The sequence below is a fragment of the Providencia sp. PROV109 genome, assembly GCF_033681625.1.
Taxonomy (GTDB): Bacteria; Pseudomonadota; Gammaproteobacteria; order Enterobacterales; family Enterobacteriaceae; genus Providencia; species Providencia hangzhouensis.
In genome coordinates this window covers 2044435-2065544 of record NZ_CP096320.1, presented here as the reverse complement: position 1 = coordinate 2065544, position 21110 = coordinate 2044435, and the positions used below count along the sequence as shown (strand labels likewise).

At 40.9% G+C, this 21110-nt stretch carries 20 protein-coding genes and 1 pseudogene; 8 read left to right on the top strand and 13 right to left on the bottom strand.

What is annotated here, in order from left to right:
- Window positions 1-15: 15 nt before the first annotated feature.
- Together M1F25_RS09545 and M1F25_RS09540 are read right to left on the bottom strand one after the other, a co-directional pair.
- Window positions 16-648 (bottom strand): 4Fe-4S single cluster domain-containing protein, encoded by a 633-nt coding sequence (locus M1F25_RS09545; protein WP_004263648.1) that lies wholly within the window; start codon window positions 646-648, stop codon window positions 16-18.
- Window position 649: 1 nt separating this feature from the next.
- Entirely contained in the window at window positions 650-2482 is a 1833-nt protein-coding gene (locus M1F25_RS09540; protein WP_036958655.1) for an AAA family ATPase, read from the bottom strand.
- A gap of 277 nt (window positions 2483-2759) precedes the next feature.
- Here M1F25_RS09540 and M1F25_RS09535 point away from each other — a divergent pair, with 277 nt between their 5' ends.
- Window positions 2760-3629, top strand: coding sequence for a fructosamine kinase family protein (locus tag M1F25_RS09535; RefSeq protein ID WP_004263637.1), 870 nt, complete (start codon window positions 2760-2762; stop codon window positions 3627-3629).
- Between the two features lie 375 nt (window positions 3630-4004).
- Here M1F25_RS09535 and M1F25_RS09530 read toward each other — a convergent pair whose 3' ends face one another.
- Window positions 4005-4544 carry a YniB family protein gene (locus tag M1F25_RS09530; RefSeq protein ID WP_004263634.1) on the bottom strand — a complete coding sequence of 180 codons (540 nt, stop codon included), beginning with the start codon at window positions 4542-4544 and terminating at the stop codon, window positions 4005-4007.
- A gap of 295 nt (window positions 4545-4839) precedes the next feature.
- Between M1F25_RS09530 and hxpB the strand changes: the two are divergent.
- From hxpB to M1F25_RS09510, 4 genes and pseudogenes are all read left to right on the top strand, one after another.
- A pseudogene (hxpB, locus tag M1F25_RS09525) lies at window positions 4840-5505 on the top strand (hexitol phosphatase HxpB).
- A gap of 192 nt (window positions 5506-5697) precedes the next feature.
- Complete coding sequence (locus M1F25_RS09520) at window positions 5698-6273, top strand: metal-dependent hydrolase (protein ID WP_004263626.1); 576 nt, start codon at window positions 5698-5700, stop codon at window positions 6271-6273.
- Between the two features lie 181 nt (window positions 6274-6454).
- Window positions 6455-7846, top strand: a complete 1392-nt coding sequence (locus M1F25_RS09515; RefSeq protein ID WP_004263624.1) for an L-cystine transporter — start codon at window positions 6455-6457, stop codon at window positions 7844-7846.
- Between the two features lie 246 nt (window positions 7847-8092).
- Window positions 8093-8482: a YkgJ family cysteine cluster protein gene (locus M1F25_RS09510; protein ID WP_004263619.1), complete on the top strand. Its 390-nt coding sequence runs from the start codon at window positions 8093-8095 to the stop codon at window positions 8480-8482.
- Window positions 8483-8577: 95 nt separating this feature from the next.
- Here the strand turns inward: M1F25_RS09510 and M1F25_RS09505 are convergent, their stop codons facing one another.
- On the bottom strand, window positions 8578-9582 hold the full coding sequence (locus tag M1F25_RS09505; RefSeq protein ID WP_110591596.1) for a luciferase-like monooxygenase: 1005 nt from the start codon (window positions 9580-9582) through the stop codon (window positions 8578-8580).
- 179 nt (window positions 9583-9761) lie between these two features.
- Here M1F25_RS09505 and M1F25_RS09500 point away from each other — a divergent pair, with 179 nt between their 5' ends.
- From M1F25_RS09500 to M1F25_RS09490, 3 genes are all read left to right on the top strand, one after another.
- The gene (locus M1F25_RS09500) at window positions 9762-10157 is read left to right on the top strand and encodes a hypothetical protein (RefSeq protein ID WP_004263615.1); all 396 of its coding nucleotides are present in this window, start codon (window positions 9762-9764) and stop codon (window positions 10155-10157) included.
- A gap of 607 nt (window positions 10158-10764) precedes the next feature.
- A complete protein-coding gene (locus M1F25_RS09495) occupies window positions 10765-11043 on the top strand; it encodes a DinI-like family protein (RefSeq protein WP_181489618.1) in 279 nt (92 codons plus the stop codon).
- Window positions 11044-11205: 162 nt separating this feature from the next.
- A complete protein-coding gene (locus M1F25_RS09490) occupies window positions 11206-11418 on the top strand; it encodes a helix-turn-helix domain-containing protein (protein ID WP_094961282.1) in 213 nt (70 codons plus the stop codon).
- 31 nt (window positions 11419-11449) lie between these two features.
- Here the strand turns inward: M1F25_RS09490 and M1F25_RS09485 are convergent, their stop codons facing one another.
- The 9 genes from M1F25_RS09485 to M1F25_RS09445 all read right to left on the bottom strand — a co-directional run bounded on the left by M1F25_RS09485 (window position 11450) and on the right by M1F25_RS09445 (window position 21075).
- Window positions 11450-12994, bottom strand: a complete 1545-nt coding sequence (locus M1F25_RS09485) for a hypothetical protein (protein WP_181489617.1) — start codon at window positions 12992-12994, stop codon at window positions 11450-11452.
- Between the two features lie 66 nt (window positions 12995-13060).
- Window positions 13061-13669, bottom strand: coding sequence for a hypothetical protein (locus M1F25_RS09480; RefSeq protein WP_109913099.1), 609 nt, complete (start codon window positions 13667-13669; stop codon window positions 13061-13063).
- Window positions 13666-14025: a hypothetical protein gene (locus M1F25_RS09475; RefSeq protein WP_232368739.1), complete on the bottom strand. Its 360-nt coding sequence runs from the start codon at window positions 14023-14025 to the stop codon at window positions 13666-13668. Before M1F25_RS09475 ends, M1F25_RS09480 begins: the two co-directional genes overlap by 4 nt.
- Window positions 14025-18215: a phage tail protein gene (locus tag M1F25_RS09470; protein ID WP_232368738.1), complete on the bottom strand. Its 4191-nt coding sequence runs from the start codon at window positions 18213-18215 to the stop codon at window positions 14025-14027. Before M1F25_RS09470 ends, M1F25_RS09475 begins: the two co-directional genes overlap by 1 nt.
- Before the next feature lie 2 nt (window positions 18216-18217).
- Window positions 18218-18880 (bottom strand): tail assembly protein, encoded by a 663-nt coding sequence (locus M1F25_RS09465; RefSeq protein WP_125892296.1) that lies wholly within the window; start codon window positions 18878-18880, stop codon window positions 18218-18220.
- Window positions 18784-19512, bottom strand: a complete 729-nt coding sequence (locus M1F25_RS09460; protein WP_181489615.1) for a C40 family peptidase — start codon at window positions 19510-19512, stop codon at window positions 18784-18786. The genes M1F25_RS09465 and M1F25_RS09460 overlap by 97 nt, the downstream gene beginning before the upstream one ends.
- A gap of 8 nt (window positions 19513-19520) precedes the next feature.
- Window positions 19521-20219, bottom strand: coding sequence for a phage minor tail protein L (locus M1F25_RS09455; RefSeq protein ID WP_125892300.1), 699 nt, complete (start codon window positions 20217-20219; stop codon window positions 19521-19523).
- A gap of 53 nt (window positions 20220-20272) precedes the next feature.
- On the bottom strand, window positions 20273-20677 hold the full coding sequence (locus M1F25_RS09450) for a hypothetical protein (RefSeq protein WP_125892302.1): 405 nt from the start codon (window positions 20675-20677) through the stop codon (window positions 20273-20275).
- A gap of 68 nt (window positions 20678-20745) precedes the next feature.
- Entirely contained in the window at window positions 20746-21075 is a 330-nt protein-coding gene (locus tag M1F25_RS09445) for a phage tail protein (protein ID WP_094963150.1), read from the bottom strand.
- Window positions 21076-21110: the final 35 nt, after the last annotated feature.

Here is a 21110-nt window from a genome sequence, read left to right as displayed (position 1 = left end):
CATTCATCCAATTAATTATTTTTTTAGTTGTCGCAAGGATTGATCTTGCTGTTCAATCAAGGTCCGCAAACGCAACATATCGTTACGTTCAGGAACCCCCGCCAAAAATAGCCGCCCTGTTTCATCAAACGCTAAATCCAGTACTTTATCTTCTGGTGTTATCGAGCGCTGATATGCCATAAATCGCGCTTTTCCTAATGGCGTTAACATATGCAATTGCTGATTATCACTGCCTTTGAGCATCTGGGTTTGCGGAAGATCCACAATAAATGGCTCACTAATTAAGGCATCAATATTGGGAGCCATTTGTAAAACACGCTCTTCAATGTGTTCCCATTGATAACCGCTATAGACTAAAATATCCGCATCTTTTAGCTGTTTAATCCCTTTCATTAATGCGGATAAGGCTTCAGGCTGTTCAAACGGTTCTCCCCCTGAAATCGTGATGCCATCTGCGAATGGTAACCACTCCGTTATCTGGTCCAGTAATTGTTTCACCGTGATGCTATTGTCTTTCACTTGCCATGTATCAGGAGAAAGACAGCCTTTACAACGTAATGAGCATCCCTGAAACCAGATACCAATACGTTTTCCGGGGCCTAGAGCCGTAATTGGAAAATGAATTCGTGAAATATTAACATTCAGCACATCAATTACTCATCGCTGCTAACGTGATTTGCGTTGTTTCACCTGTGGCAATTTCGACAATTTGATAAGCCGAATTAGGCTGTAAATCTTGGTCGAAAACAGCGCGAGATAATGGGTTAATTAAATAGCTTTCTAATTGGTTACGTATACCTCGACCGCCATTAGATAAATCAGCTAAGCAATGTTGTTTTAACGTTTCTTTGGCTTGTGGTGAAATTGAAATAGTCAGTGATTGCTTTTCCAAACCAGAAAGAATATTTCCCACCATTTGTTCGAATATTTGTTGTGCCACATCAGGGCGAATAAAATCAAAAACAATAATGTTTTCCCCAATTCGGTTGAGCAGCTCTGGTCTATTTAACACTAATTTAAAGTGACGTTCGATTTCACTTTTCACATTACGCGTCACCGTTTCGAAAGGCTCACTCGGCTGGACATTCGCTACCCGCTCACCATTTGCATCCAAACGATAAATGCCAAGATTTGACGTAAAAATAATCAACGACTCTGAAAAATAAACGCGATCACCACGTCCTGAGGTCAATACACCATCATCAATAATTTGTAGAAATTTATCCATTAAATGAGGGTGTGCTTTTTCTATCTCATCAAACAACACCACACTAAACGGCTTTTCACGAATGGCATTCGTCAATTCACCACCAGAATCATAACCGACATAGCCAGGAGGAGCGCCAATTAAACGTTGGTCTGCATGTTCTGCACTAAATTCAGACATATCAAAGCGGATATACGCACTTTCATCACCAAATAGCAATTGAGTGACCGTTTTCGCCAGTTCCGTTTTCCCGACACCCGTTGGCCCCGCTAGAAACAAAACGCCTCGAGGTCGCCCACCTTTATGCCCCCCCACTCCTGTCATTGCACGTTTAATAATGTCCAATAAATGAGTGACGGCATGTTGTTGTCCTTTAACTCGGCGAGAAATAATCTCTGGTGCGTTATGTATTTTCTGCTTATCAATTTTTTTCCAGGGGTCTTCCGTTATGCCTACTTTATAACGTCGTACCGCATCACTAATACGTGTCACAGGGACATTTTCAATCCGTGCGAGCTGCACTATCGCCGTTAAGTCCAGTAACAAGAGCCCTTCTGTTTCATCAATAAAGTCATTAAATAAGCTGTCTTTATCCGCTTGTTCTATGCTATTAACATCAGATAATGAAGCTAACAACATTGGCGTAAGAACCCGACGAACTTGGCTGTCAGGCTTCGCAACAGGAATGGCTCTCACTCGTGGGTTATTAACTAAAAACCAATCAGGTAAATCGGTTTCTTTCTCCACAATCCAAAAAATAGAATTGTAGAACGGCTGGTTATTTTCCCCTGCTGGTCGCGTTTTTGCTTGGTGAGAAACCACCAGAGCCCGAGTAAATAAGCTGTGCTCAGCGGGAGTCAGGTTATCGCGATGGGAAATCAAGCAAGAGGCGAAATCAATACATAATGCAATTGGCTGCTGCTTATAGTTAATAAATTTTTCCAGCAAATGATTCAACATATCAATACCACCAGCGGCTTTATCATCAGCCATATGCAAACCTAAGTTTTGCATCAATGTAGCACTCGCTTGCGAGTTTTCTGTGGGGCTCGCCACGCATTGAAAACCAATCAGTGGTGTATAGGTAATAACATAGGCATACCCTGCCTGAAACAAGTTATTAAAGAGTGCTTGATTAAATGGCAGCGGTGTCACTACCCTAGGCGCAATTTCGCTGGCTTGTAGGTCTCGAACATTGCCAAATAGAACAAACTGACTTTTCAGTGGAATAAATCGCAGTAAGTCTCTTAACCAGCGCGGTTTTTGAAAATCCATGTTCATAGCACCCCTTGAGTATGAAAGTATTCTTTGCAGTTTACCTGAAATCACTAGCAAATGGCGTCAAGATCTTGAACTCATACCGTATTATCTGAACATTCTCATTTAGATAGAAATAGGCTAAATTTAAAGCAAAACAGATTTGTGTTTATTGTCTGATAATTGTTCAATAATTTCGTGATAGCTTCTTCTTTTTAAACAATTATCACTGTTAATTCCTAAACTGTCGCTATAGTATTGTATTAATGAAGACCAAAGCAGAGCGAGGTGAGTCATGTGGCAAGCAATGTGTCGTTTATTAAGTGAACACTTAGGTGAGGCGGAGCTACGTAACAAAGTCATTCTGTCTGGTGGTGATATTCACCATACGTTAAGAATTGACTATGGCGAACACACCGTGTTCATTAAACAAAATCGGCGTGAGTTTTTGCCTTTATTTAAACAAGAGGCAGAGCAACTTGAAATGCTCGCTAAAAGTCAAACGATAACCGTTCCTAAGGTTTACGGTGTTGGTAGTAATAAGCACCACAGTTTCCTTCTGCTCGAATACTTCCCTCTTAAGCCTTTCGACAACACCAATGCATGGCATTTTGGCCAACAATTAGCACGTTTACATCAATGGGAAGAGCAGCCTAGCTACGGGTTTGATTTTGATACTATGCTAAGCACAATTGTGCAACCTAATGGCTGGGAAAAGCGTTGGAATTCATTTTTTGCAGAAAAGCGTATTGGCTTGCAATTACAACTCGCTTCCGAAAAAGGAATGGTATTTGCTGATATTCAGCAAATTGTCGATATTGTTAAGGAGAAACTTGCTGGGCATCAGCCACAACCCTCTTTATTACATGGTGACTTATGGCCAGCTAACTGTGCTATCACTCAAAATCTTGAAGGTGTGTTATATGACCCCGCATGTTATTGGGGAGATAGGGAGTGTGATATAGCAATGTTGCCATTATATCAAGATCTTCCGATCCAAATTATTGATGGCTACCAAAGTGTTTGGCCGCTCCCCAATGGCTTTTTAGATAGACAACCAATATACCAACTTTACTATTTACTTAATCAAGCCCATATCTTTGGTAACGAACAAAGCTACCAGCAAGCACGCACGATTATTGATAATCTACTCAACGAAAAATAAGCTCCTGTTTTTTAGCATTTAGCACGACAAATAATTAATTTTCTAAATAATTCGAACTGTGGCAAGGCGGCGATTGAGGATAGTTTGGGGAGCATACACAAGTATGTGACCCAAATAGCCGAAAGAAGACAACACAGCTACAGTTCGAAGTATGACGAAAATTTGGGGAGCATACACAAGTATGTGACCCGAGTAGCTAAACGCAGCCAACACTCTCATAGCATGGAGTACGACGAATAATTAATTTTCTAAATAATTCGAGCTGTAGCAAGGCGGCGATTGAGGATAGTTTGGGGAGCATACACAAGTATGTGACCCAAATAGCCGAAAGAAGCCAACACCGCTACAGCTCGAAGTATGACGAAAATTCGAAAATTACCAATTAAGGAAACGCAGAAGAAAATACAACGCTAGCCCCAATACAATTGGCCAAAAATAAAGAAGAAAAAATTGAGTGAATATCGTATGACGAGGAATAGTCACCTTAGCTTCAAGCTCTTCTTTTGAGATGTCTATCCCTTTTGCTTTTTCTATGATTACGTGATCTTCTAGACTTTCACGAATAAACTTAATTTGCCGGTACATGCGCAAACCTGATGCACTTAACGCGAGCCCAACAAAAATAAAAATAAAGATGATGATAAAGCTGATATTACTGCCGGAAAACCCATTAGCGACTTGAGGTACTGGTGAGTTATTCCAAAAGAAATTTAGGAATGGTGTACTTTGACGGGTCATTTCCGCCATTAATTTAATAAAATCATTAGCGACTGCATTAATCCCTTCTCCTGCGAGCCCCTTCATGCCTGCCAGTTTAATTAAAGACGCCAATGTCGAAATTAATGCTAACAGAAAAACAACCCAACCCAGAATACGTTTGCCGATTGCGACATAATTGGCATTATGGTAATTCATTACTGCTTTTCCTCAGCGTTATGATTTTTGATAAATTTTTACAATGATTATTCAACGCTAATCATAGCTGAAAATATTCATTGCCTCCAAATTTCAATTCACGATTAATAATAATATATAGACTTTCAGACTAATCAAAATAGTGAGGCTATTCATTACCATTATACTTTTACTTCATACTGTCCGAATATTCCTCAATATTAGACTAATACTGATTTCAAGTAATACGCTTAAAGTCAGTTTACTGATATCATGACTTCTTCGTTAATAAATACGACATGAATGGAGTTTTGACATGTACCATAATCTTCCCATCCAATCGGTCATTTTTGATATGGATGGTTTACTGATCGACTCGGAACCTTTTTGGGCACAGGCTGAACTTGAGATTTTTTCACAATTGGGTGTTGACGTTTCAATTGCGGATACCCTGCCTGATACCTTGGGTTTACGTATTGACCATGTGGTGGAGCTTTGGTACCACGCCTCTCCTTGGCAAGGATGCAGCCAAGAAGAAGCCACACAACGCATTATTGACCGTGTTGTTGGCTTAGTTGAAGAAACTCGCCCTATTCTACCGGGTGTGCAACATGCGATGTAACTTTGCCGTTCAATGGATTTAAAAATTGCGCTGGCTTCAGCCTCTCCTTTGTACATGTTGGAAAAAGTATTAAACCTTCTCGATATTCGTGATTATTTCTCCGCGGTTATTTCCGCATCTGATTTACCCTTGAGTAAACCTCATCCTGAAGTTTATCTTAAAGCAGCAGCTGAGTTATCGACTAAACCCGTCAATTGCGTTTCATTAGAAGATTCATTTAACGGTATGATTTCTGCAAAAGCCGCCAGAATGCGTTCAATTGTGGTGCCTGACAGCAAGCATTTTAATGACCCGCGCTTTGGTTTAGCGGATATCAAATTAGCCTCACTGAATGACTTAAAGGCTGAACATTTACGTTAAGAATACCTTGAGTGTCTAATAAGCGTTCTCCCCTATCTAATTTAGGTAGGGGTATTGTGTTAAATTATAAAATACTTCCCTTATTTGCTAATAAATAAGAGTTTTTTTATCTTTCTACCACTATCATATTCTTTTCAAACACTTTATACTGCCAATCAACTGTATAGATAAACAGATGGTATTTTATCCACCATGACAGCTGAAGGGCATCTGCTTTTTTCCGTCGCCTCTTTAATAATGGCTCATAAACTTCAAATCACCCCAGAGATTGCTCATGGTGATTGGCTGCACATGGTTCCAGGGGCCTTATTAGGCGCATTATTGCCCGATATTGACCACCCCTCTTCAATTCCTGGTCGACTACTACGGATTTTTTCATTACCCATTTCCAAATTGTGTGGGCACCGGGGGTTTACTCATAGCTTAGTTGCATGGTTACTTTTGATGATTTCTTGTTATCAATGGATACCAACCGAATGGGCAATTCCAAATGATATTATCCAAGCTTTTTTATTAGGTTATATCAGTCATCTAGTCGCTGACATGCTCACCCCTTCAGGAGTACCATTCCTATGGCCACTCCCTCAACGTTTTTGTTTTCCCATGATCCGCGGTAAAAATAGCCAACGTGGAGAACGCTTTGTTGCCATTGTTTTGACTGTTTGTGCCTGCTTGTTACCTGCAGGTTATCAATTTGATTTTTATAGCCATGTTGATGTGATCTTAAAATACATTCATAATCAAATAGATACATATCTCCCCACATAAATTATAGTTTTGTAATATAATGTAAGTATGAATAATACTATATTATTACTTTTTGATATAAGAAATGTGTTTTATCAACTGATAACATATAACCAGTTGTTTGAAGCAACTAAATCCTTATAACCAATAAGGACTAAAGGGCAAGTAACATACCTTATAAAAATATGATTTGGAGTTCGGAATGAATATTCCTCTAATTATTAATGTGCTCGGCTTTGTAGCACTACTAATACTGTTGGCAAAACTAGGGGCTAAAGGCTGGAGCCTATCTAAAAAAGTGTTAGTCGGTCTGGTTTTCGGTGTTGCCTATGGGGTAGTACTGCACCTCGTGTATGGTAGTGGCCACCAAACGGTAAAAGACTCCATTCTGTGGTTTAATATTGTCGGAAATGGTTATGTGCAGCTATTACAAATGGTGATTATGCCATTGGTATTTGCTTCAATACTAAGTGCAGTGGCAAGGCTACATAAAGCTTCTTCGCTAGGTAAAATTAGCTTTTTAACAATTGGCACCTTGTTATTTACCACAGCTATTGCGGCGTTAGTTGGTATTTTAATTGCCAATTTATTCGGCCTGACTGCCGAAGGTTTAGTGCAAGGTCAATCCGAAACAGCACGTTTATCAGCAATAGAAAGCAACTATATTGGGAAAGTTTCTGACTTAACCGTGCCTCAGCTAATCTTATCGTTTATTCCAAAAAATCCATTTGCAGATTTAACGGGTGCAAACCCAACGTCAATTATTAGTGTCGTTATTTTTGCTGCTTTCTTAGGTGTTGCCGCACTGCAACTGTTTAAAGATGATAAAGAGCGTGGTGAAAAAGCCTTAGCAGCGATTGATGTTATGCAAGCTTGGGCAATGAAATTAGTTCGCTTGGTCATGCGTTTAACGCCATATGGTGTGATGGCGCTGATGATTAAAGTCGTAGCAAGTTCAAACTTGCATGACATCATCAACCTAGGCACTTTTGTTATTGCGTCCTATGTTGCGTTAGGCATTATGTTTGTTGTACATGGTATTTTAGTGGCGACGACTGGCTTAAACCCTATTAAATTCTTTAAGAAAGCGGGCCCAGTTCTGACATTTGCATTCACTAGCCGTTCAAGTGCTGCAAGTATTCCACTAAATATTGAAACACAAACACGTCGTTTCGGTATTCCCGAATCGATTGCTAGCTTCTCTGCATCGTTCGGAGCAACAATTGGGCAAAATGGTTGTGCGGGTATTTACCCTGCAATGTTAGCCGTGATGGTCGCACCGACAATGGGTATTAATCCATTCGACCCGCTGTGGATTGCGACATTAGTCGGTATCGTGACTATCAGTTCCGCAGGTGTCGCGGGTGTTGGTGGCGGTGCAACTTTCGCCGCGTTAATTGTACTACCAGCGATGGGCTTACCAGTTACATTAGTTGCTCTGTTAATTTCAGTTGAGCCATTAATTGATATGGGTCGTACTGCATTGAATGTCAGTGGTTCAATGACAGCAGGCACAGTGACTAGCCAGTTGATGGGTGAAACAGATAAAGCGATATTCAATCAAAATGATGACGCAGATTTAAAACACGTTTAACTTATCATTATGATTCAAACGAAACCTGCCTTCTGGCAGGTTTTTTTATGATTATGATAAGTATGTGAAATTTATTTACCTTGGGGAATATCAAAAAAATCAGTTTTTTGTGCTGAATAATATTGCAATAAACTGGAATAACGTAAGATAATAAAGCCTGAGCAACGTTTTCTTGAGCTTCCTGCTTGTGTTGCGTCAACCCATTTTCTATGGGTATTTTATCAACATCATTTATGGTTTTTTAATATGACTAATAATGTCCATATCCTAAAAACTGATCCTTCAGATAACCCTTGTGTAAGCTGCGGTGCATGTTGTGCCTATTTTCGTGTCTCTTTTTATTGGGCTGAGGCTGAAAGTGGGGGTGGTGTTGTACCACAACATTTAACTGAGCAAATAACCCCATTTATGAGTTGTATGCAGGGAACAAACCAAAAACATAATACGCGTTGTAGCGCTTTAGAGGGCACCATTGGAGAATGCGTGTCTTGTTCGATATACGCACAGAGGCCTACACCTTGCCGCGAGTTTGAACAATCTTGGCAAGATGGTATTTACAATGAGGCGTGCGATAGAGCACGTGCTGCTCATGGTTTACCCCCTTTAGAGCCTCATCAACCACAAATAGCGTGCTAGCCGTCAATGACCCAGATTTTTCTGGGTTATCTCTTTTTTGAGCCAAGTCTGAAAAATGCGTCCTTGCACACGTGTTAATCATCCAGCTATTTAAATTACATAATTTCGTTCATTACCTGCATCGCCAACTCAAAAGAGTATAAACGAGCTTGATGATCAAAAATTTGGCCATTTACCATAATTTCATCCGCTTGAGTTTGCCGTAATATCGTATCCAACCCATGACGTACCTTGGTTTTATCCCCTACCAATGACATGCCTAATGCTTGTTGGACACCAAATTTTTCAGCGGGTGACCAAATATTTTCCATACTCTCAACAGGTGCAGGCAATTGAGAAGGTTGACCACGACGTAACATAACAAAGGCTTGCTGCATCGACGTAAATAAAAACTCTGCTTCACGTTGAGTATCCGCGGCAATGATATTGATACAAACCATCGCATACGGCTTAGAGAGTCTCTGAGATGGCTGGAAATTAGCACGATAAACTTCCAACGCCTGTAATAATAAATCAGGGGCAAAATGAGAAGCAAAAGCAAAAGGAAGCCCCATTTGCGCGGCTAACCTTGCACTGTATAAACTCGATCCTAACAACCAAACCGGAATTTTTTCACCAAAGCCTGGCACTGGACGCACTGCTGGATCTGGGTTTATAGCATCAAACCAATTAATGATTTGCGCAACATCTTGCGGGAAATTATCGATATCCGTATTCATATGGCGGCGTAAAGCTTGCATCGTTCGCTGATCACTTCCAGGAGCACGCCCTATGCCTAAATCAATGCGTTCAGGGTAAAGTGTGTTTAGTGTGCCAAATTGCTCTGCGATCACCAACGGTGAATGATTCGGCAACATGACGCCACCAGAACCTAAACGTAAATTGTGAGTATTTGCGGCAAGATAGCCTATTAACACCGAGGTCGCCGCGCTGGCAATCCCAGTCATATTATGGTGTTCCGCAAGCCAATAGCGGTGGTAACCGAGTTTTTCTGCTAACTGAGCAATATCAAGGGAATGAGCAAAGGCCTCTTTCGCCGTCGAACCCTGAATGATTGGCGCAAGGTCGAGTAAAGAAAGGGGTATTTTTTTATCTGACATACACACTCACTTTGTTAGAATTTTGTTTAACCTAGCTTACCATCCTAGACTATCCCCTTTGATGTCTCCAGCACTGAAATTTGCATTAGCACAAGTGGTCTAAAAATGTAAATTACCGTCTAATAAGCCACTGTTTTATATAAATTATGGTTCAAGCTTGAATAAAAAGTGCAGTAATTATGGAGCTTCCGTCAGGGGAGGTAAAAGCGATTGCGAGACAATATGAATTGGTGAATGATTTGCCCATCACCAATACAGAGGATACTGAAATGAAAAAATTAAATACCAGTTTATTAGCTTTAGCATTATTAACCGTCGGCTTTACCGCAGCAGCAAATGGCGTTAACCACAAAATGCCTCGTCAGCACATGGGTAACCATCACAATATGGTGTATAGCGTTGCGGAACAAACGATGACACCAAATGAAACTGCAAAAAAGCTGGCCAATAATGCGCCCAAAATTGAAGATGGCAAACGCTATATTGTCAAAGTTACAGTGATGGAAGTCCCTGAATTTAAACCAATGAATGCCATGCCAACACCAGAGCCAATTCGTGTCCCAGCTACACAGTAATAATGGTATCAATAAAAATTAATTAAGTTATCGGCAAAACCTTTTATATTGATAAGTACAACCAGATAGCACCTATCAATAAAAGCCGATATCTTATCCAGACAATAAAGAGTTCTACACTCTAAATAACTCATGGTGCAGTTAGGCGACGAATGAATTCCGTCAACAACGCTGTAACTTGAATTATGACGAGTATATATATCCTACGATTGCCTCTGTATACCAGAGGCTTTTTTTTAAAAAAAGTTTCTCTGAATTGGACCTTCCTCTCTAGTAATAACACCTAATAGCGACTACTCTTAATTCAAGCAGATTGTTAATAACTGTAATTTATTAACACTTTGTTTGACATCCCTTAAATAGAAAATCAGGAGCTTATCATGGGGTATTTTGAATTATAACATAACATAAAATGTTAAAATTCATAATATTCATATAGATAAAGCCATTAGTATGATTAAAATTAATTATTATGCACACACGTATGTACACATTTATTATGACAACACATGATTATTTCTGACTGTACTCCTTGCCAAAAATAAAAACACTGGCTATAAATACACTGTACATAAATCCAGTCAATTAGCCTGCGAAGGAGTGTTTTATGGTTACTATCAAGATCCGCTTTAACCGAAATAAAAAAGGTCAGTTACCTACAGGTACTTTTGAAGCATTAAGAAATGAAATCACCAAAAGACTAAGCCCCAAATACCCCGACCTAAATGTCGATATAAACTGGAGTACTCAAGATAATGTGTCTATTGACGGTCTTGGGAAGAATGATAAGAAAACTTATATTGAAGAAACACTGGAAGAGATATTTATCGATGGTGATTGGCTTCCTGAAGCCCAAGAAGCCGAAGTGGAATATTTTGATAAGTGATCTAAGTGCGCCAACTACTCGAGCTGGCGCATTAGTTTTTATTGTTGCTCTGTTTATAAAATACTTGCATAGCCTTGTTTCGTTTGAAGCCTGTATTATTTTTTGTAAAATACCCTCTCACCCTAACTAACTTACTTTGCAACTGGACTGATTGAGAGGGATATGGGAAATAAAGCAATCGGCAGCCTTATAAAAAATAAGCGGTTAGCTAAAAATATTTCAACCAAAGAAATAGCAAAAGGCTTAACAGCCTCTGAAAAAAAATATATACAATATGAAAGTGGTGAGTTATCAATATACATCGATGACTTATTCGCGATAGCTAACATTCTTGATGTTAGTATTCAAGAACTACTGAATGCGTATAGTAAGTGAAGCCGCAATAATGCGGCTTTTTTGCACCTAATTACAGCAATACGCTATTATCATCAAGGCCATACTGTTTACGTTCCACAGCTTCCTGCTCTGCCCTTTCCGCTTCCTCTACTGCACGTTTAGCTTCTTCTTGCGCTAATCGCTCTGCTTCTATCTTAGCGAGTCTCTCAGCTTCAGCTTGCTTTTGATTGTAGATAGAACTTGATGGCATGTTTACGCGCACGTCAATCCAGTGGCCATTAGGAATATCACAAGGCTCTCCTGGTGTTAATTCAACTTTTCCATCAAAGCCCGGTATTGATTCCTCGCCCTCTGTAGCATCACGCAAAAACTCAGGGTAAAGCTTGAAGCGTTCATACTGTATGTTCTGTGGTAAATCATGCTGACGATAAGATGTGTATAGAACAATATCCCCATCCTCATCAGGCTCAACAGTACGGCCGTCAAATGGGTGTGGCTTGCCTTTCTCCAGTACATCATAAAGCGCGTACACAAGTGGAAGTTGGTTAATACCACAGGGGATTGTGATACCTCCGTTAATACCGCCCCAGCTAGCATCAGAGTGTAGACCAAGAACACCATGTAATTGATAAATTCCCGTGTGTAACTTTTTGAGTGTTACACCTTCGGCCTCTTCATTCGGGTCGACATCGTTAGCAAAAACCCTAACAATCGGTGATGCGGCTTTTAAGTTGCCGTTGGAGTCTTTTGTTGTGTTTTTTGTTGTGTAAAAAAGGTACTCTTGAGAACTAGTATTTGCCTCTTTTGAGATAAAAAATACATTCCCATTTCTAGAATAAAAATTAAAGCCGTAGTTTGAATTAGAGTGATTACATGAAATACCGAAGACAACGCTATTATCTGATTCTTTCCTCCCCATGTAAAAACCATTTTTATTCCAGTCTTTTGTCGGACCTCCGTCAGTAGATGATGCGATGCCAACGCCGTAATCACCTACCAGCATTAGATCCCCAGAGTCCGCGCGATGAGGTATTCTTATACGACCACTCCAAGAAGGTCCGTCATTATACTGAAAGTATGCTTCATTTGAGTCGGGCTGTGGTGGAAACAAATTAACTCTTTTTGTTTGTCCATCTGTAATAAGATGAAATGATTTTACTGTTACCGCTCCATCAATAGCCCCTCCTTTTTTATCAAACTTCCCCTCTAGCTGCTTATCCATTTCAGCAAATGTTTTTGTTTTTAATGTCGTCCCATCGGGTAATACAACTGTGATAATTCCCGTTTCTGTAAACATTCGATTCAAGACTTCACTAAATGATGCATTTGCATTGTTCATTGCAACTAACTTGTTTGCAGCATCAGAAATAGAGTTCACCATTGTTGTTAATATTCGGTAACTCCCATTTTTTACGGCCGCTGGAGCCGCAAAAGATAATGTTAACTCAGTGTCACTTTGAATTGATGCGATACTGTTAATGTAAACTGTCGTTCCGTTTTGAATTAAAATAACTTGCTCTGCTGATACAAGTGAGTTGTTGTCTTTCCACTTTGTGTTTGTGCCGGTTACTTTAGTGCTGTTTGCTGTTGTTGTGACTGTACCTGTGTTGTACATATTATTCTCCGAAATTTAGATACAAAAAAACCGCAATTAAGCGGCTTGTTTGGCAATCTGATTGAATTAAGTATCTAGCATAGAGATATCAATGATAATCCCTTGAAGAAACCGACCTGTCCCTTCTCTCGTCGGTGGTGGGTCAATATAACTATCAATATGGGCAACAAATTCATAGTAATATTTAATCGTTAAACCATCCTTGTCGTTAACGTATGAATACCCTTCGGAATACACATCCGCTTCATAGTAATATTCATAATCAAAGTGATCTAAATATTGCCTGATATTTTTGTAGTGAAGATATCTATCCCCACTTTGTTGTATCCAGCCGTATCGATGGCCCGCAATACCGTTGAACCTAAACTCCCCAGTCCCCGTATTTTCCCACGTTACATTGTACTCCCCCGCAAAAGAAATAAACTTCGCTAATGATGAGAATTTGATTTTTCCATCAGCGCCAAATATCTCAAGGCCTATACCAGACTTTGGGTAATCGACTTGGGAGACAGGAGCAACATGATAAGAGCCATTTAGTGTGTCAACAATGGGAAATAGTATCCGTTCTTCTAACCCCCATTCAGAGCCTTCAATTTTTTTATGCAGACACATTGTTTCAAGGTCATCCCTTAGCTGCAGGTCGCCTTTGCCGTTAAATATCTCAAGTCCAATCATATCGCCCACACCGTCACATGATGCGTAAAGCTGTCATAAAACCGTGTGCCTCCTGTGCCTGCTCCATCATTCTCCCATTTGTATATGGGGTAATCGACGTTGTAATTAATAGTCGAGCCATTCAACGTATATTTCTGGTAATTTGGCATACTGACACCAAAAGTATCATTCGGAATAAAGCGCCATCGGATTGAAAAATGGCACAATACCTTCCCACCAAGGGTAATCGTAGGAACATTTAAGCTGCCATTTTTCCCCAGTGATAATTTAAAGTTCCCCAAATAGCGGGGAATAATGGTATTTTCGCTGATAATTAATCGACCTTTTGAGTCGTATATTTCGAGCCCTATTCCCATTACCACATCCCCATTCGTATTCTTAACTTGCCATCACGACTGAACAGTTGTTTGAGTACATTGGTTTCTATCCAATAACCTTGTGTGCCGTTTCCGTATTTCTTTTCCTCCCCTGTGCGCATATTCAGTTGATACCCTATTTTGTTCGCATCACTGAAATTAGTAGATTGGAGCACATCCGCAATTTTTGCACTTGTGATAGTGGCATTCCCGATGAATGCTGATTTGATAAATACCTGTCCGTTCTCAACAGCAAACGCAGTCTCTAATTTACCGCTAACGGGGTTAAAAATGGCAAACGTATCCGCACTGAAACCAATTTGCGTGGTCACCTTTCCATTTTTGACGCCAGCACCTATTATCATTTCAGCATCATAATACTCACCGTTGTACATAACCGCAGCTTTAAATGAAATGATAGAAGACGCATTCCCTTGGTGGTCGACTTCTACTTTTGACATTTTCTCAATCGCTGCATGGGTTTCATCAAATTGAGCATCGAGACGTTCAATTGATTGTGCAAATGCATGATTGTTATCAGCAACAACTTTATCAATGCGCGTAATTGAAGCTTTAGCACGTAAAATCTCAGTGCCTTGCACGTTTTGCTGGGCTGTTAATTGCCCTATAGCTTCCACTTGCGCCAGTTCTTCATTACTCATCGTCTGTTCGATATGATTAATTGATGCTTCATTATCTTCAAAGCGTGCTTTTGACTGTTCTTTTGCCTCCGTTAATGCTTTATCAGTATTTGCCGTTGTTTCAGTTAACTTACCAATGCTCGCTTGGGTCTCTTCGTGCTGACTCTGTTGCGTCTGTTCAACCCGAGTTGTCGTTTCCTCAAGTGTCGCAATAGACTCGGTGTGCTGAGTCACTACCGCATTGATGTTAGATAACTCTTCTTTGTTAGCATTGATATCTTTGCCGAGTTCTGCACGAAGTTGTTCTGTGCGCTCAGATTGGGCTTTATCTTTCTCCGCGATTGATTTACGCACATCAACAAATTCAGCTTCAGATTGTTCATGCTGCGCTTTTACATTCTCAGCTAATTCAGATGTGGCCTTTTCATTGGTTGCTGTTGCCGTTGCTAATCGAGTCACTTCTGCTTTTGTTTTCAATAGCTCTGAATTAGTTTCATTCACTTGTGCATTGGTTTGCATTAGTGCTTCAGAGAAAGAAAATTCAAGGTTAGTGATAGTTTGATTGATGTTGGTGATATAGCCGGTCATTTCACCGAACTGGGCGGTTGTTGATTGCTCAAACTTAGCCTGGGCCTTTTCCAAATCAGTGGTAGCGGTAGCGATATCCGTTACACGGCCTTTAATAGTGCCGACTTCCTCGTTGGTCTCACCTAAATCAGCACGAACTTGCCTAATATCCTCTGCAAAAGCTTCATTTGATTTTGCTAGCGCATTTTGAACATTCAGAACATCAGCCGCCGTATGCTCAAATTGAGCCGCAACCTCTTGCTGGTACTTTGCTTGAGAGGCAGTGAAGTCAGCTTGAACTTGTTGTAACTGCTTAATTGACGCCTTACCTTTAGCGGATTCTTCCTTGAGTTCATAGTAATTTTCAGTCGAAAAGTGAACAACTTCCATGACCGCTTCATTAACCGCCTCTAATTCGCGATCAATACTGATAACCTTCTGCCTAAAATCGTCACTATCGATTTTTAAATCAGTGAGGTTATCTTTATTGAAGTCGATTTGCTCCTGCATTTGTTGGCCAGCTTCGGCGCTAAGGAACTTGTCGCCGATAACTTCCAATATTTCATCAGCCCGATCCTCTGGCTTGCCGTTGGCCTCAACAAACTGCGATTTGCCTACGGGGTTCACGGTTCTGACATAAACATAATATGTCTGTCCAGCTTTAAGCTTTCTTCCTTGGATAACCCACATCGTGCCGTTGCCAAGATATTCAGCTAATAGCTCAACTTCATTGATATTGGCGATCTGCTTTTCAGAAAACCAGAATTCATACTGCAGGCGTAGGGCATTTTGCCCACCCACATGAGGGATAATCCCTAAACTGAAAAAGCCCGGCTCAACATCGATATAAGACGGCGGCGGCGGTGGGTTAATATCAAATGAGACCGAGGCTTGTTCGCCCTTTTGCCCATCTTTATTTTGTGGTGCGACAGAGAGTAGGTAATTACCTTGCGGCAAATTACCAATGCGATAACGGTTTTCTTGGGTTTTAGCGGTACCAACAATACGCCCTGCTTGGGTTAATTTGAGGATAAAATCAACACCACGGATCGCGGTTGTTGTTGTCCAGTTGGTTTCTACTTGCCAATTATCACTATCCGCACTGACTTCAACGGAAAGGTTTTCAACTGGAGGGATATAACCGCCCAATGGCGTATCGGGTAACGGCTCAAATTTTACGCCCTGATCAACAATGGCCTCTTTTTCGGGAACATGCTGAACTGCAATAATACTGTAGGTACCATCACCTTTATCAGAAATGGTGATGGCTCTAAATAAACGACGAGCCAAATCAGACGGATTAATTCCCCAAATGGTTTTTGCTTTTAGCCCTTTAGGTACAGCCTCAACTTTGATTTGGTTATTGGATAAGTATCCCGTAATTTTCACACGTTCATATTTGCCAGTACCATTCATCAAGGTAATAAATATTGAGCCTGATTTGGGCGGGGTGATCTCCCTGTCTAAAGTTAAAACTTTTTGAGTGGCATTAATGTCAATGAGACGGCCACTAATGGGATCCTCACCACCGACCCAGTCATTATCCATGATTTCAATAATGTCACCGGGAGTATGGCGCAAACCCTCTGGCCCCACATCAAATTCTACTGTTTGTGTTTCTAACTTTTCAGTCATTAACACCCACAAACCATAGCGCCTTGCTTGACCTCGGCTCGTACACCCAAAAGCATCAAGGCGTAAGACGTTAGGACCGAATTGAGCTACCAGTGCATCATCCGTTACCTGTTCGATGCTGGTTTTCCAACCATTTTCAGGATCAATGAAACGCACTTCAATGATATTATGGCGGGCTTTTGCCGGGCTAAAGCTGTAATTAAATCGACCTGCAACCACATTGGCGTTTGTGTAAGGCCAAACAACATCACTCGGGCGATCTTGAATGAAAGTGAGCATTTGCCCATTCCATGCAAACATCACTCGCATTTGTGAGCAGAGATCTTGAAAAAAGTCATAAGCTTTACGAATATCAGTAATGTAAGCATTGCAGGTAACGCGGGGCTCTGTCCCCCCAAAACCATCAGGCACCCTCTGATCGCAATACTGGCCAATAACATAAAGTGCAAATTTATCAATTTCTGACAGCTTTAACCGCTTACCTAGCCCGGCACGGGGATTTGTCAATAAGTCATACAAAACCCATGCAGGATTATTTGTGTAAGCAGGTTTAAATGTTCTACTCCAGATACCACTATATTCTCGTGTTTCGGGGTTATAGTTATCAGGCACCTGAACAATACGCCCCCTAATGAGGTAACTGCGAGAGGGGTATTGATTACCAAACTGCTCACTTTCAAACGTCAACCCCGCAACCGCTGAACCCGGATAGGTTTGATTAATATCGGTGATCTCGGTATAGCTTGACCATATCGTATTATTTTGTAGTTTATCGCTATTACTATCCGGTGTAATGCGAACCATACGAATGCTAAATGGTGGAGATGGTAAATTATCAATAATAACTGCAGTTAAATAAGGTGAATTACTACGCTTTCCTCGAATTGTAAGATTTTTCTCTGTCACCCATGCGCCATTACGCTGCACTTGGATTTGTAATTCTACTGCAGTGGGGACTCTATCTCCGTTATCCTTAACCTCGACCAATGTTTGGGTTCCAAACGTTAAGCGGAGGCGATCAATGTTCCTCGAGGTAATTGTTCGTGTAACTGGGGTGCTTTTTTTTATTTCAATCCCCACAGGAGTTTCACTTGAGGATGAAGAAAACCCCTCTAATGCTGGCTGCTCCAATGTTCCAGAGACCCACTGAGCCGTCATGCCATTAACGTTACTATTACCAGACGAGTCAATCACAGGGGTATTATTAAGATACACGCCCTTTAAATCACCCACAGGTCCCTCAATGGGTCCTTCGCTTACAAGGTCAACGATAGACAGCTTTTGCCTTGATGTTAAATCGTTAGGTGCTTCGTACGGTGTACGTTGCTTGCCTCCACCTTTACCCATGATTAAGTCTCCCCACTACCACCGTGTTTGCCTACGTCAATATCTTTGCCTTCACTGTCATCCATAATTTCGACAGACTGAGAAATTACCCGCGATCCACACATGATTTCACCGTACGCGATAGGTACCGCCATCCCTTGAGCCACTGAGTTGTCTAGATTGCTGAAATAGGTGTTCCCTTTTTCTTCTTCAGAACGAGATAAGCTGGCTCGCTTAGGAAGTGGAGTCAGCATCTGAGCAACGCCGCCCAGCATCATTGCGGCACCTGCTGACATCATCATGGTTGCAGCTGTCGCTGATATCCAAGCTGGCCCCCACCAACCCAGCCCCAAAATAGCGGCACCTGCCACAAACTGAAAAACACCACCAGATTTAGCGCCTTCAATACGTGGCACAATATGGATAACCGCATTGGATGTTAGCGGCTCATAAATACGTTGATGAAGCTCATTAGGCTTAACATCAGAGCCACTTATACGGATCTGATACCAACCTTCGCGGAATTGTTGTTTAAGATTGGGTATCTGAAGGAATAAGGCATGAAGCCCTTCCGCTGCGGTTTTTATATTTAAATCGAATCGACGGCCAAATCGTTGTAAATCCCCATAAAGTCGGATGGTTGCCAACTGCGGTAACGCCAAATCGAGTGAGTCATTTTTTGCCATCTTTCGTTATAAACCTCACGTTTGCTTAATTGATTAGGGACGTGGTGCAGGATTGTCTGATCACCGAGGTAGATTGCGGCATGATTTGCGCGAGAACTGGCGTAACAACACAAAATAATGTCACCGGGTTGGATATCTCTTTTGACTTGCTTAAAGCCATTTTCAGTCAAATTATCTAAATAGAGCTCTTTACCTTGCCGCCACCAATTGTCTTCGCGATCAAAATCCGGCAATGAATGACCGGATAGGTGATAAGCATCACGAAACAAGCCATAGCAGTCCGTAGAACCATGAGCAAACTCACGACCTAATAACTTAGGCACACATTCAAATTTGATAATTTTTTCATCACACGCTAACCACCAAGGGAGATGTGTTTTGAGCTGATGAGCTCTATCTGCTGAACTTAAGTAAGGCTTTCCATTTGGATGACTGTGAACAATAGCAGCCACATCACCTAAGCGTTCGGCTTGGATGTAGCTTTCAACTGCAATCGAGAAATGGTTTTCAGGATCGGCATGCTGATTTTCACAGGGAATATAAACCTCGGTACCCTCTTGAATAATCACAAGGCCGCACGACTCCTGTGGCGCCATGCTTTTAGCATGTTCCAGAATAGTTTGTTCTAACATAGGGGTCCTTATTGACTAAGGCGAGATGAGGAGAGGAAGCAGCCTATTCGATGTGTATTGTTTCTTAATTTACAATCAGATAACCGCTTTCCGCACTTGTCTTTTGTTGGATCTTGGGTTGGGTTACCAAGTTCATCAGCTACTGGCTCACCTTTATAGCCACACTCCTCACCTCGATAAGCAAAATTACACACATCAGAAAGAATGACTCGAGCTGGCAATGTCGCCCCATCGGTTTCAGTTGGAGCGGCTAACTCGAAAGTCGCTGTTTCTGCGTTTATCGAGGTCAGTTGCTCAATTACCCATCGACTCACCTGCTCTTGAGTTGGATCGGCATTTTCATTACCACCAGCAAAATTATCCGCATCGAGAAACTTAGCGTCCGTTTTCCTACGGATCACTGTACCCCCGATGCCTGAATTTAACCGACTAGCAATGCCATAAACCAAACCAAATAAATTTGATAATGAAATAGTTGGACGGGTTGATGGCCCTTTACCGTTAAACTCGAACCCCTCACCAACAATAGGATAAGGCTCATATTGTTGTCCTTGCCAAATAATCGGTTTTAATAATTCATTCGCGCCGTCGTGAAACCGATAACGAATACCACCGATATTGGTTAGATCTATTTCATATAATATGATTTCGGAGTCACCTTCAATTTCAGTAACTGCAATAAGTAACTCAGGTGGGATGTTTTGCATTTTATTTACCTACAAAAAAACCACCCGAAGGTGGCCTTTAATTAATACGTAATTTATTTCTTTCGGCAATTATCTTTCCAGAAATTATCAAATAGCTCAGGTGATGATGGACTAGTTGGATCTTCAATTAGTGGTGGCGACATAGTTGCACTACGACCGTTATTACTAACACTTATATTCATGTGAAACCTATTGAATCCAGTGTAAGCCCCAAAACTATTTTTGGCGTTAACAAAGCCACACACAAAACCATAAATTTCCTCTTTCTGATTCTGCGTGCTAGGAAAAAACTCTACTGACTTAAACTCCGTTGAAGATGGATCCTTCATTAGCTCACTTACTCTTTTTTTTGCGAAAGATATGGCATCACCACCCGTTGGGTTCTGTAAGTTTGCTGCTACCATAATAAGTATAAATATAGCTACCACCGCGCCAATTACATATCCAAATATTTTCATAATGACCTCTAATTAAAATAATTATCATTATATTAGCGTACTGAAACAAAAGAGGAAGCAATCAAACCTTAGAAAATAACCTGCTCAAATTCAGCACTGATAGTTTTGCGAATATTACCGTCATCTGAAGACCATTTTCTGCAAACAACTACAACTGCTGGCTGACTTTTTATAGGTTGAAACAAAAACGATTTTACACCGCCGTGACGAGCCAAAAACTCTAGTGCCTGATCTGCTTTTTCTAAAGGTAGCGATAAATTGACATTAAATTTTTTAAGCTGTGAATTCAGCCCATCTGATTTACGCTGTTCGTATCCATCACCAAAACGTACAGATCTTACTCGGGGTGAAAAATCCGTTTTCATCCCCGGTTTAATTGGCCAATTGAATTTTTCCATTAAACCTCCATTATCTAGCCTTCACTCTGGAGGCT

Excerpts from the sequence above, each read along its gene's own strand:
- M1F25_RS09540 (WP_036958655.1), bottom strand. The coding sequence starts at position 2,482 with ATGGATTTTCAAAAACCGCGCTGGTTAAGAGACTTACTGCGATTTATT.
- M1F25_RS09535 (WP_004263637.1), top strand. The coding sequence starts at position 2,760 with ATGTGGCAAGCAATGTGTCGTTTATTAAGTGAACACTTAGGTGAGGCG.
- M1F25_RS09530 (WP_004263634.1), bottom strand. The coding sequence starts at position 4,544 with ATGAATTACCATAATGCCAATTATGTCGCAATCGGCAAACGTATTCTG.
- M1F25_RS09520 (WP_004263626.1), top strand. The coding sequence starts at position 5,698 with ATGACAGCTGAAGGGCATCTGCTTTTTTCCGTCGCCTCTTTAATAATG.
- M1F25_RS09515 (WP_004263624.1), top strand. The coding sequence starts at position 6,455 with ATGAATATTCCTCTAATTATTAATGTGCTCGGCTTTGTAGCACTACTA.
- M1F25_RS09510 (WP_004263619.1), top strand. The coding sequence starts at position 8,093 with ATGACTAATAATGTCCATATCCTAAAAACTGATCCTTCAGATAACCCT.
- M1F25_RS09505 (WP_110591596.1), bottom strand. The coding sequence starts at position 9,582 with ATGTCAGATAAAAAAATACCCCTTTCTTTACTCGACCTTGCGCCAATC.
- M1F25_RS09500 (WP_004263615.1), top strand. The coding sequence starts at position 9,762 with ATGGAGCTTCCGTCAGGGGAGGTAAAAGCGATTGCGAGACAATATGAA.
- M1F25_RS09495 (WP_181489618.1), top strand. The coding sequence starts at position 10,765 with ATGGTTACTATCAAGATCCGCTTTAACCGAAATAAAAAAGGTCAGTTA.
- M1F25_RS09490 (WP_094961282.1), top strand. The coding sequence starts at position 11,206 with ATGGGAAATAAAGCAATCGGCAGCCTTATAAAAAATAAGCGGTTAGCT.
- M1F25_RS09485 (WP_181489617.1), bottom strand. The coding sequence starts at position 12,994 with ATGTACAACACAGGTACAGTCACAACAACAGCAAACAGCACTAAAGTA.
- M1F25_RS09480 (WP_109913099.1), bottom strand. The coding sequence starts at position 13,669 with ATGATTGGACTTGAGATATTTAACGGCAAAGGCGACCTGCAGCTAAGG.
- M1F25_RS09475 (WP_232368739.1), bottom strand. The coding sequence starts at position 14,025 with ATGGGAATAGGGCTCGAAATATACGACTCAAAAGGTCGATTAATTATC.
- M1F25_RS09470 (WP_232368738.1), bottom strand. The coding sequence starts at position 18,215 with ATGGGTAAAGGTGGAGGCAAGCAACGTACACCGTACGAAGCACCTAAC.
- M1F25_RS09465 (WP_125892296.1), bottom strand. The coding sequence starts at position 18,880 with ATGGCAAAAAATGACTCACTCGATTTGGCGTTACCGCAGTTGGCAACC.
- M1F25_RS09460 (WP_181489615.1), bottom strand. The coding sequence starts at position 19,512 with ATGTTAGAACAAACTATTCTGGAACATGCTAAAAGCATGGCGCCACAG.
- M1F25_RS09455 (WP_125892300.1), bottom strand. The coding sequence starts at position 20,219 with ATGCAAAACATCCCACCTGAGTTACTTATTGCAGTTACTGAAATTGAA.
- M1F25_RS09450 (WP_125892302.1), bottom strand. The coding sequence starts at position 20,677 with ATGAAAATATTTGGATATGTAATTGGCGCGGTGGTAGCTATATTTATA.
- M1F25_RS09445 (WP_094963150.1), bottom strand. The coding sequence starts at position 21,075 with ATGGAAAAATTCAATTGGCCAATTAAACCGGGGATGAAAACGGATTTT.